At 34.0% G+C, this 11,567-nt stretch carries 10 protein-coding genes; 2 read left to right on the top strand and 8 right to left on the bottom strand.

What is annotated here, in order from left to right:
- Positions 1-71: 71 nt before the first annotated feature.
- The 5 genes from ACQ5J2_RS03680 to ACQ5J2_RS03660 all read right to left on the bottom strand — a co-directional run bounded on the left by ACQ5J2_RS03680 (position 72) and on the right by ACQ5J2_RS03660 (position 6,206).
- Entirely contained in the window at positions 72-1,085 is a 1,014-nt protein-coding gene (locus tag ACQ5J2_RS03680; RefSeq protein WP_432672383.1) for a hypothetical protein, read from the bottom strand.
- 10 nt (positions 1,086-1,095) lie between these two features.
- The gene (locus ACQ5J2_RS03675) at positions 1,096-2,787 is read right to left on the bottom strand and encodes a DUF6909 family protein (RefSeq protein WP_432672382.1); all 1,692 of its coding nucleotides are present in this window, start codon (positions 2,785-2,787) and stop codon (positions 1,096-1,098) included.
- Positions 2,788-2,970: 183 nt separating this feature from the next.
- Positions 2,971-3,840 carry a carboxypeptidase-like regulatory domain-containing protein gene (locus tag ACQ5J2_RS03670; RefSeq protein WP_432672381.1) on the bottom strand — a complete coding sequence of 290 codons (870 nt, stop codon included), beginning with the start codon at positions 3,838-3,840 and terminating at the stop codon, positions 2,971-2,973.
- Between the two features lie 5 nt (positions 3,841-3,845).
- Complete coding sequence (locus ACQ5J2_RS03665; protein ID WP_432672380.1) at positions 3,846-5,336, bottom strand: GH3 auxin-responsive promoter family protein; 1,491 nt, start codon at positions 5,334-5,336, stop codon at positions 3,846-3,848.
- A gap of 3 nt (positions 5,337-5,339) precedes the next feature.
- The gene (locus ACQ5J2_RS03660; RefSeq protein WP_432672379.1) at positions 5,340-6,206 is read right to left on the bottom strand and encodes a M23 family metallopeptidase; all 867 of its coding nucleotides are present in this window, start codon (positions 6,204-6,206) and stop codon (positions 5,340-5,342) included.
- 212 nt (positions 6,207-6,418) lie between these two features.
- On the opposite strand from ACQ5J2_RS03660, the gene tatA reads away from it, so the two are divergent.
- Positions 6,419-6,589: a twin-arginine translocase TatA/TatE family subunit gene (gene tatA / locus ACQ5J2_RS03655; protein WP_432672378.1), complete on the top strand. Its 171-nt coding sequence runs from the start codon at positions 6,419-6,421 to the stop codon at positions 6,587-6,589.
- A gap of 86 nt (positions 6,590-6,675) precedes the next feature.
- On the opposite strand, the gene ACQ5J2_RS03650 is transcribed toward tatA, so the two are convergent.
- Entirely contained in the window at positions 6,676-8,799 is a 2,124-nt protein-coding gene (locus ACQ5J2_RS03650; protein WP_432672377.1) for a Tex family protein, read from the bottom strand.
- Positions 8,800-8,965: 166 nt separating this feature from the next.
- Here ACQ5J2_RS03650 and ACQ5J2_RS03645 point away from each other — a divergent pair, with 166 nt between their 5' ends.
- Positions 8,966-9,235: a DUF1294 domain-containing protein gene (locus ACQ5J2_RS03645; RefSeq protein WP_432672376.1), complete on the top strand. Its 270-nt coding sequence runs from the start codon at positions 8,966-8,968 to the stop codon at positions 9,233-9,235.
- Here ACQ5J2_RS03645 and ACQ5J2_RS03640 read toward each other — a convergent pair.
- The gene (locus ACQ5J2_RS03640) at positions 9,230-10,372 is read right to left on the bottom strand and encodes an ATP-binding protein (protein WP_432672375.1); all 1,143 of its coding nucleotides are present in this window, start codon (positions 10,370-10,372) and stop codon (positions 9,230-9,232) included. The genes ACQ5J2_RS03645 and ACQ5J2_RS03640 overlap by 6 nt on opposite strands.
- A gap of 142 nt (positions 10,373-10,514) precedes the next feature.
- A complete protein-coding gene (locus tag ACQ5J2_RS03635) occupies positions 10,515-11,561 on the bottom strand; it encodes a hypothetical protein (protein ID WP_432672374.1) in 1,047 nt (348 codons plus the stop codon).
- Between the last annotated feature and the right edge of the window lie 6 nt (positions 11,562-11,567).

The following is an 11,567-nucleotide window of genomic DNA, read 5'->3' as shown; positions in this document are numbered from 1 at the left end:
TACGACTTATTAACTAAAATTAATTGATATAGTCGTTTACTTGGGTTTTCTTGAATAAAAATTTGTTTTATTTATGCTCTTTCTTTATATTTTACAAGTTGTTTTTTATAAAACGACCGCATCATTACCGAAAAAACAAACACTAGAATCAGTACAACCGGCAGAATAAACTTCAGTTTTAAGAAAATAGAGATAGTTTTCTTAACATTTATAACCACACTCTTGTCTTTCACAATTTTTGATAACGATAATAATTCCAGCTTGTATGCACCGATATCAGAAACTAAGTTATTTTTTGTTTCAATAATATCGTTCAGTTGTGTATTTTCGTTGTAATAAATTAGTTTATCACTTTTTTGACTAGAGGTCGTTTTAGAATTGAATTCGTCCAAAATAACATCAATTTGTTTGATGACTTCCTCGTTTTTAGCAATCTTATCGTTAACGCTAGCTACATATTCTTTCTGAACTGTCTTAAAAAATTCTTCATTATTTAAGAAGTTCATTATCGGGTCAATAATATCTTCTTTTGCAATAATATCATTTGTAGCAATGTGAATCAAGTGTGTTCCGTAATTTCTTCCCGTCACATCGTCTTTGATTATCTTACTAATATCTGAATTTTCGGAAAGCAATTTTAATAATTCAAAATTTTGAGTGTTTTGAGCGTTAGATACCGTATTCGTTCGTTCATTTACAAAACCGTAAATATCAATTACTGGTTTAATCTCAATTAAACTAATCAATTTTGAATTATTCACTCCTATAGATTTGAAAAATATAGTGTCACGCTCTTCAATTTTTGAGTCTAATAAATCTATTTTTGAATATAAAAGATCAGTACTCCCAAAATTAGGATGAACGTAAATCTCATGGTTGTACGTTTTATTTCCTTTGTCTAAAAAATAACCAATAACCAATCCTATAACGCCAAGAATTATGAAATAAATAATATTTCTTAGTATAAACTGAAAACCATTAAAAATCCAAGTTAGAAAACTTTGATAACCCTGTCCTATTCTTTTCGAAATTTGTGATAAATCAATTTCTTGATTATCAGATACTGTAGGTGGCGTATTATTCATTTGTGAAATTCTATTTAACGTTAAAAATTTGTTCTAATATTTTGATTGTAATCAAATAAGTAGGCTTAACTCCAGTAGTTCCTAAACCACCAGAAGCCAGTGTACTTCCTGTTTCTAAAGGATTATCTGAAGCATAATAAGCATACCTCACTTTTACATTAGGATTGATGCTTTTTCTGATTTTTGAAGCCGATTGAATCGCTTTTTGATAATAAGCACCTTCCATTTCCAACCCAATAACTCCCCATGTAGAATCGTGGAAGAATTTCAGTAAATCCTTATTCTGCAATGAAGTTCCCAAAACGGTCACCATCGGTCCGGCAAAAACTGCGATGTCATTTCCTTCAAACATTTCAGCCGTCAGTTCGTTTTCAAACCAATAATTATCAGCCGTTCCTTCATTAATATGAGCCGATGGAATCATAATGTCCCCTTTTCCTCCTTGCAAAATTCCGGCTTTTCCCATAATAGAAACGGATTCTACATTGAGTAACACTTTTTTATCGGTTTCAATTTTGTAAGGCTTCAACAATTCATCAATGGTTTCGTACGCTTGTTCTCCAAACGCATAATCCATTACAATTATTACAGGTGCATCTTTTTCAATTTTTGCTTTTGGAAAAGCTGATTTCTTCCAATCAATTTTTGCGGTGTCAAATATCTGAACGTCAATATTAGTTCCTGAAGTATCGGGAAGCGAAATCATTCCGTGTTCTTTTGCAACCACTTCCACTTTTGACCGTACCTCATCCGCTCCTGACCTGCTCAATTCTTCGAAAATAAACATATCTGACTTATCTTTGAACTTGTTTTTCAAAACAGTAGTAGCAAAAATAGAATTCATCACACTATGCATATTGGCGCTAATGATATGAATTGGTCGGTTCAATAAACCATTGTCTCGCAAGACTTCCTTAATGTTGGTTGCCCAAAATTCTCCATGAATATGGTGCCCCAAACGTTCACGCAAAATAGGACTGAAAGTAATGGTTCGCTTATTGTTTTGTAAAACTTCCTCTAAAGCTAGTTTTCCCAACCAATAAATTACGTGTAAAAAACGGTCTGGTTTTTCTGCTATTGCAAAGGCATCATAAATGTCTAAAACTTCTGCAAAACTGCGTCCCAAAATATGCGACATGTGAGAAACTGCTTTCTCTTTTTCAATTTGCGTTAACTTTTTAGTTTGCATCACCGCTTGTTCCAACTTATACCAATCGCGCGTTAATTCGCCACTATCGTCGAGTAAGACAGCATTTTTAATTTTGTGTGATTCGATAAATATAAACGTCAAGTGTGTCAAAATATCATAAATATCTGAACGTCCTCGTGTAATTTCCACGTTCATTTGCTCTTCGTCAATTCGGTAGCAATTGCGTTTTCTTTTTGGCGGAACAATCGCTTTAAAATGCGATTTAGAATAGCCTTCATCAGAAGTCAAGTTAATAAAACGACATTCTTCAATTCCTATCGGAAGTCGCTCAATAACGTATAAAAGTCCGCTAAGTTCTACTTTGTCATCAGCAATTGAGCCATAAATTTCTGGTCGTAAAGACAACAATGCTTCGCGAAGTGTATCTCCGGAAACTCCCATTGGCTTGTAAAAACCACGGTTAAATAAATGACGCATCGTGATGTACAAACGCTCTATTGCCGCTGAAGATTCTTGTGCTCTTGAGCGGGTTATATTTTTAATTTCTTTCATGTTTAATTCTATTAATTTTTTGTTGTCACATGGAATTGTATTCCCGCTATTTAAACTCACTTTTTTAAGAGTTTCTTTTCCAAACGACAACCTATTCCTATTTTATAACTCGCAAATGTAGGATTTTTATCCTTACTTCTTTAATTTCTCTTGTTTTGTTCCCAATTTTACTACGAAATTGATTTAATTAGACAATAATAAAGTCAATGACGGTTCATAAATTTGTAAAGGAGTTCCTAATTCTTCTTCATTTATTTTTCTATTCCATTTTCCACCTGAGTACGAAAAAGCAAATGGTTTTTTTACCATATAACACAACACTTTTGGAGCATAAGTTATATCTGTTCTTACAATTCCTGTTTGCGAATTGGTCACTTTCCTTTCAATTTTATTTCGCTCAATTCGCATTTTTTCAAAAGCAACAAAGACTCCACTTTCTGGCATTTCAATATCTAAGTCATAAACGTCAAATTGATGGCGGTAAATTCCTTTTTTTAAATTTACAATTAAATCCTTAGTCAACAATTCCGCTCCAGGAAATCCGTTTTCATCCACAGAGTAGATATGCAGTTTTATACTCGCATTCTCGATAGGACTATCAGTGAAAAGCATAATTTTCTTAATCCATTTTGTCTTTCTATAAGTACTTTCGTACGGAAAAAACTTGGCTTCAATTTTAGGGCCAGTATCAAAAGCTTCTAAAAGTGCATGTGAAATGCGTCCTATTTCCAAAGTTTTGGGCTTATTTGCTTTTTTAATAACCACATCGTCCAAATCAAATATATTCTGTTTCAAAACTACTTTTGAAGCTTTTGAAGCCAAAACCGTTTTAGATTCATAACCTAAGGCTGAGAAAATCAATTTGGCACCAGCCGAAACTTGAATACTAAAAGTCCCATTTTCTTCAGATGTAGTAGTTTTATCTTCATTTTCAACAAAAACACTCACATAAGGTATCGGCATTCCCAAACTATCCACGACAACTCCTTTGGTTTGGGCTTTCAAAAAAAATCCCGACAACACAAAAAGTAAAAGAAAAATTTTCTGTAACATTAGAACTATTTTTTATTAAAAAAATCAGCAATCTTTCGGTCATTCGACAAACGTGGAATTTTATTCTGTCCGCCTAATTTTCCAATCGACTTCATATAGTTATTGAAACCATTGGGTTCAACTGAAGTAATGACTAATTTTTGCAACACTTTTCCCACGATCAAATCATCATAATAACTGTTTTGCTTTCGCATCGCATCGTCTATTTTTAAAGTGAAATCTGCTAAATTATCTGGTGCATTTTCAAACTCAATCAACCATTCATGATAAGGCAATCCTGATTGGGGTGAAATTTGTGGAGCAACCGTAAATTCATTGACGCGAACCGATGTTCCTTCCATCGCTTCCTTCAACGATTCTTCTACTTCCTTAGCAATCACATGTTCGCCAAATGCCGAAATATAATGTTTGATTCTTCCCGAAACGATAATTCGATACGGCTTCAAAGAAGTAAATTGAACCGTGTCGCCAATATTATAACGCCACAATCCTGCATTTGTTGAAATAATCAATACATAATTCACGTTCAACTCCACTTCGCCAATGGTGTAACTTCTTGGATTTTCGCTGAAAAATTCATCTGATTTAATAAATTCATAGAAAATTCCGGCTTTCAAAAGCAGTAACATTCCTTTCTCGGTTTGGGTATCTTGATAAGCAAAAAACCCTTCAGAAGCTGGAAATAATTCAATACTATCTACTTTTCGACCAATCAAGTTTTCAAATTTGGCACGATAAGGCTCATAATTTACACCGCCGTAAATAAAGAGATTGAAGTTTTTAAACAATTTACCAACGGGCTTATTCGACTTTTCTTTTAATTTTTCAAAATACATCTGAACCCAAGATGGAATTCCCGAAATGACCGTCATGTCTTCGTTAATCGTTTCATCAACAACTGCATTTACTTTAGTTTCCCAATCTTCAATGCAATTGGTTTCCCAACTTGGCATTCGGTTTTTCTGTAAATAATTGGGAACAAAATGCGCCACGATTCCAGAAAGTCGTCCGAAATTAATCCCGTGTTTTTCTTCTAAAAGCGGACTTCCTTGTAAGAAAATCATTTTTCCAGAAACAAAATCAGCATTTCCGGTTTCATGAATGTAAAGCAGAATTGCATTTCGAGCTGCTTCAATATGAAATGGCATCGATTCCTTGGTCAACGGAATATATTTTGCACCCGAAGTAGTTCCCGAAGTTTTAGCAAAATAAAGGGGTTTCCCCGGCCATAAAATATCTGGTTCTCCTTTTACAACACGCTCAACATAGCCTTTTAAATCTTCATAATCCCGAACTGGAACGTTCTTGATGAAATCAGCATGCGAATCAATTAAATGAAATTTATGGTCCAACCCAAACTGCGTGTTTTTTGCAGAAGCGATTAAATTTTTAAAAACTTCGTTTTGAGTATCAACAGGTTGATTGATCCATTTTTGGGTTTTATTATAAATTATAGATGCAAAAATTTTTGCCGCTAATGCTTTTAAAGTAGCCATAGATTATTCGAATTCAATAAATTGTGTTGGGTCGATGGGATATCCGTCTTTCCAAAGTTCAAAATGCAAATGGATTCCTGTGGATTGTTCGCCAGAAGATCCCGCAATTGCAATCACTTCACTGGTTCTAACCACATCGCCTTGCGAAACTGTCAGCGTTTCGCAATGTTTATAAACCGATAAAATTTCGTTGTTGTGTCGCAAGATAATCACATTTCCATTGGTTGGCGTCCAATCGGCAAAAATCACCGTACCATTCGCAACTGATTTTATAGGTGTATTTTTTGCTAAGGCAACATCCACGGCAAAATGCTTTTCTTTAGCATTATATTTCTGAGTAATGGGACCTCGAACGGGTGCAAAAAGTACCAAATCCACTTTAGGTTCGGCTTTTTCAAACAAATTATATTTATCTTCTAAAGCTACTTTTTTGCGTAATTCCAGTTCTGATTCCGATGCTTTCAAATTGATTCCTTTGGTTTCTACACCTCCTGCTTTTATGGAATCTTTGCTCAATTTCATGTAATCAACATCTCCTGTTAGTGCTTTTCTTACGGAAGTTAAATACAGTTCATTATTGTGCAAAAGAGTCGTTAATGAATCTGATTTCAAAGCTAAATCAGTTGCTTCTTGCTTCAATTTAGACGATGAATATCCCGGAATATATTCTTTCAAAGGAGTGAAAGCAATAATATAAGTGGTGACAAAAATAATGATGAACGCTCCTAATGTTGCTACTAAAAAGACATTCATCAACGTCAGTTTCAACGAAAAAATCTCTTCAAAGGTATCTTCATTCAAAATGATGAACCTGTTTTTTGCAAATAGTTGTTTTTTAATACGTTCTTTTCGGAATCTTCGCAACGACATAATTGGAGTTTATCCCACAAATATAGTAATTTAAAGCTTTTTTAGTTTCGCATTTTATCATTTTTAGGAGAAGTCAACTTCCTCTGAAAATAGTTTGATATATTTAACACTGTGAGAAATGTAAAAATAAGGAGCGATTTCTAACAACACGATTATTTTATTTATCTTTGCTGAATATTTTACAAATTTGCGCAAGCATAAATTATCAAATTATGGGAAGACTCGGTACAACGGAAATCATTTTAATTGTTGTGGTCGTTTTATTATTGTTTGGAGGTAAAAAAATTCCAGAATTGATGAAAGGATTGGGAAATGGAATCAAGGAATTTAAAAATGCTTCTAAGAAAGACGACACTCCACCTGCTTCAAAAAACGAAGAATAGTATAAAGTATAGAATGAAACTAGTAAATCCTCAAATTATATTTGAGGATTTTTTTTGTTTTAAAGTTTCTCAACCATAATTCAACCCTACAACACCATAGTCAACTGGATTCTCTTCCTATCTTCGTCCACTTCCACCACCTTTACCTGAACATGTTGATGCAGTTTAACCACTTCATTCACATCACTCACAAAACCATCCTTCAGTTGCGAAATATGTACGAGTCCGCTTTCCTTAACACCCACATGTACAAAACAACCAAATGCTGTAATATTATTCACAATCCCTGGCAAAATCATTCCGCTTCGCAAATCCTTAATCGTCTTCACATTCGGGTCAAATTCAAACACTTTAGCAGATTTTCTAGGGTCCAAACCAGGTTTTTCAAGTTCCTTTACAATATCTTTCAAAGTCAAAATTCCAATGGTAGCACTCGCATAATTATCAAGTTCAATTTGTGCAATTTTTTCTTTGTTTCCAATCAATTCTTGAACAGAAATTTTCAAATCTTTAGCTATATTTTCCACAATCTTATATGCTTCAGGATGTACAGCCGAATTATCCAACGGATTTTTCCCATCCTTAATTCGAATAAATGCTGCAGCTTGTTGGTATGCTTTTTCTCCTAAACGAGGCACTTTTTTCAACTGCTTTCTATCCTCAAATGGACCGTTTTCTGAACGATACGTAACGATGTTTTCAGCCATCTTCTCTCCTATTCCACTCACGTAACTCAACAACGATTTACTCGCTGTATTGATATTAATTCCCACCGAATTCACACAACGAACCACCGTATTATCTAGCTCCTCCTTCAATTTTGACTGGTCCACATCATGCTGATATTGGCCTACGCCAATCGATTTCGCGTCAATTTTAACCAATTCTGCCAACGGATCCGACAACCTTCTCCCAATCGAAACCGAACCCCGAACAGTAACATCATAAGTAGGAAATTCATCTCTCGCAATTTTACTTGCCGAATAAACCGAAGCTCCAGCCTCCGAAACCACAAACACCTGAACAGGCTTATCAAAGGCAATCTTCTTAATAAAAAACTCAGTCTCCCTACTTGCCGTTCCGTTTCCAATAGAAATCGCTTCAACCCCATACGCATTCACCATCGACCGAATCTTTTTCATCGCCATTCCTGACTCATTTTGTGGCGCATGCGGATAAATGGTTTCATTGTACAATAAATCACCTTTTTCGTCTAGACAAACAATTTTACAACCACTTCTAAAACCGGGGTCAATAGCTAAAATTCGTTTCTCACCCAAAGGTGGCGCCAATAATAATTGTCCTAAATTCTGTGCAAAAACATCAATGGCTTTCGCATCTGCTTTTGCTTTTGCTTCTTGCAAAGTTTCATTGGAAATCGCTGGTTCTAATAAGCGTTTGTAACTGTCTTTAATGGCAACTTGCACTTGTTTTGCACTTTCATTTCTGCCTTTCAAAACATTTTCTTCTATGAAATCTATTGCTTCATCGTTATCTATTTCAACTTTTAATTTAATAAATCCCTCATTTTCGGCACGAAGCATGGCCAATAATCGATGCGATGGCGCTTTTGAAATGGATTCGCTCCAATCAAAATATTGTTTGAACTTCTGTGCATCCTCTTCCTCCGCTTTTTTCTTAACCACCTTTGTCGTTACAGTTGCTTTTCGTTGAAATAATCTCCGAAGATTCTTCCGAACATAAATATTTTCGTTAATCCATTCGGCAATAATGTCTCTAGCACCTTGCAAAGCCTCATCTTCAGTGGTCACTTGGTCATTCAAATATTTTGAAGCTACAAATTCCACGTCATCCGCATTTTGACTCATTATAATTTTTGCCAACGGTTCTAAACCCTTTTCACGAGCCACATCCGCTTTGGTTTTTTTCTTTTTCTTGAAAGGCAAATACAAATCTTCAATTTCTTGTAAATCAAAACTCTTCTCGATTTTCGATTTTAATTCGGGTGTCAAATTTCCTTGTTCGTCAATCGTTTTTAAAATCGAATCTTTTCGTTTGACGATTTCATCGTATAGTTTTGAAAGTTTGGCAATATTTTCAATTTGCACTTCATCTAAATTTCCAGTCGTGTCTTTTCGGTAACGCGAAATAAACGGAATTGTACAATCTTCTGAAAGTAGTTTAAGTGTCGCTTCTATGTTTTTATCAGCCGTATTCACTGCTGATTTTATGAATTGTATTTGGTTCATGAAAAATTCTTTAACGCAAAGATGCAACCGTTTTTGCAAAGTTCGCAATTTGAACATTTAATATTTTAGAGTTATGGTTTCAGAACAATTTTGCTAAATAAAATCAGCAATTATAATTTATAAGAATAAATTTACCAACAAAAATCACTTTTAACTTGCATCATTCATGACCACATTCTTCCTCCTTTTAGCAATCAACGTAGTTGCTTTCTTATTAATGGGTTATGATAAAAAACTTGCGCAAAACGATAAAAGACGCATTTCTGAAAAAGCACTTCTCACTTCCGCGTTGTTTGGCGGAAGCGTTGGTTCTGGAATTGGCATGCTGTATTTCAGGCATAAAACGACTAAGAAAAGTTATGTAGTGAAATTCTGGAGTATTGTTATTGTTCAAATTATAATACTTTACTTTGGTAGTGAATTTTGGAATTTATAAAATGAAATCTAAATAGTTCTGTCTGTTAATTACCTCAAAAGTGGCATCAGGATATGCTTTTCCAAAAGCCGTAGGAATCTTTGATTTCTTTTTTTCGCTCCATTTGAATTCAAATCCGGCAAGTTGGTCGCCACGTTCTTCGAGCCAATCCAATTCTTGTTGGTCGTATGTTCTCCAAAAGTAATTATTGGTTGGCGTTTTTTGATAATGCTGTTTCTTAATTCGTTCTACAGCTAAATAGTTTTCCCACAAATCACCAGCATCTGTTCGGTTTTCTAAACGATTGAAGTTGTTGATGAGTCCGTTTCTAATTCCATTATCGTAAAAATACCAACGACTGGATTTGACAATTTCTTTTCGCAAATTCCGACTAAACCCTTCAACTTTAAAGACAATAAATACTTTGGAAAGCAAATCCAAATAAGTATCAACTGTATTTTTTGACATTTGCAATTGATTTCCCAATTCTTGTAAAGAGACTTCTTTTCCAACTTGATACGCAATCAAACGTAATAAATTATAAATTTTATCGGCTTGTTTAATTCCTTCAAAAACTAAAATATCTTTCAGTAAATAAGAGTTTATAATTTCATACAAATATTCTTTTTTCTCTTCCCAATCTTGGTAATGCACCAGTTCAGGATACCCACCAAAAAGTAATCGTTCTTCTAAATTTTCAACAGTTTGTTTGTAATTTTCTTGTGTCGAAAATTCAATTTGTGACAACGGAAAAAGGTACATTGTGTTTTTTCGGCCTACTAAAGGTTCGCCAAGATAGTTATTCAAATCAAAAATCGAAGAACCGGTTGCAATAATTTTGATTCCTTCAATAGAATCTACAATCAGTTTTAGAATCAAACCAATTTCGGGAATGGTTTGTGCTTCGTCAATAACCAGTAAATCAATATTAGTCAAAAGTCGTTTATAATTGGCAACGGAACGTTCTTGAAGCAAATTTGCATCGTTAATATCTTCGCCGTTGAGTTGTAAATAACTTTCTGATGGAATGGTTTTTAAGTAGTTTTTAATCAATTCTGTTTTTCCAACACGACGCGCTCCTAATAAAATAAGTACTTTATTAGGCAAAACTTTCTTGCTGAAATTGTCAAAATGCGCTCTTTCAAAATAACTTTTCATCCTCTTTTTCCTTAATTTTCAAAACAAAGATAATTAAAAAATGACAATTCCGTCAGTCCATTGACTGAATTAATGTAAATTCAGTCAATGGACTGACGGAATTAATGTAAATTCAGTCAATGTCGATGTAAATATACTTGATTTATTCCTCCATTTTATAATTTCTAATCATAAAATCTAAAGCAGATTGTACAATTTCTCCCATAGACGATGCGTTTTTGAAACTAACATCGTGGGTCATTTCATAAATTTCTTCTTGCAATTGCTGGATGTGTTCCACGGGAGCCAGTCGAGTAGATTTCATGGCATCAATCAATCGTCTCAAACGTGCTTTGGTATCAATCAATCGTTTTACGATAACCGAACGTTCTTCAATCTGATATTGTATGACTGATTTTGGATTTAATTTTTCTTGAACTAATTCTGAAAATTTATAGTTTTCTTTAAAAAGATGGGGTTTGTAAAGCTTGAAACTTCCTTCATAGCTTTGTTGGTCAAAATCAATAGCTCTAATTTTAAAAATGCGTTGGTCAAAATCATAAATAGGAATAACCACATAATTATAAGAACGCATATCGCCGAGAAGTCCAATCATGCAACGTTCGTTAAACTTTACAAATTCCTTTGCCAATTGCGTTTTTTCGTGTTCATTGCACTCTATTAAATTCTCTTCCAAGAAAACATCACCTGGAATTCCTACAATATGTTCTTCAATTAAAGTGTCTTCATAAACCAAAAAATTGATGGTATTCGGCGAAATAATATGCTCCAGTTCTAATCCAAAAATACGCGAAGCATCCGCTTTTTTAATGTAAAAATGCGTGTAATTATCATTCAGAATATTTCGAATCTTAACTCTAAAAGGTTTTGAATTTCCAAACGTACAAAAGTCAATATTATCCACATTTAAGTGGTCATTATTACTATCATCGCCATCTGAATGCAGTAACGTATATATTTTTTTTAGACTGTTATCAATTTCAATCCGTTCAAATTCATTGTAATACAATCGAATCCACAAAGTATCTTTATCTTCCTTATCAAAAACAACAATACTTCCTTGAAAACGCAACAAATCATCATAAAAAACCCGCGTTTTGGTCATTCGCTTGTATTTTACGAGATAACTTTTTAATGTATCGTTTATCGGATAATATTGTTTTTTTAATTGTGCTTTCTGTTGCGTCATTTTATG

It is taken from the genome of Flavobacterium sp. SM2513 (assembly GCF_050908145.1).
Classification (GTDB): domain Bacteria; phylum Bacteroidota; class Bacteroidia; order Flavobacteriales; family Flavobacteriaceae; genus Flavobacterium.
The sequence above is the reverse complement of the archived record's forward strand: the minus strand, read 5'-3'. Positions and strand labels throughout refer to the sequence as shown.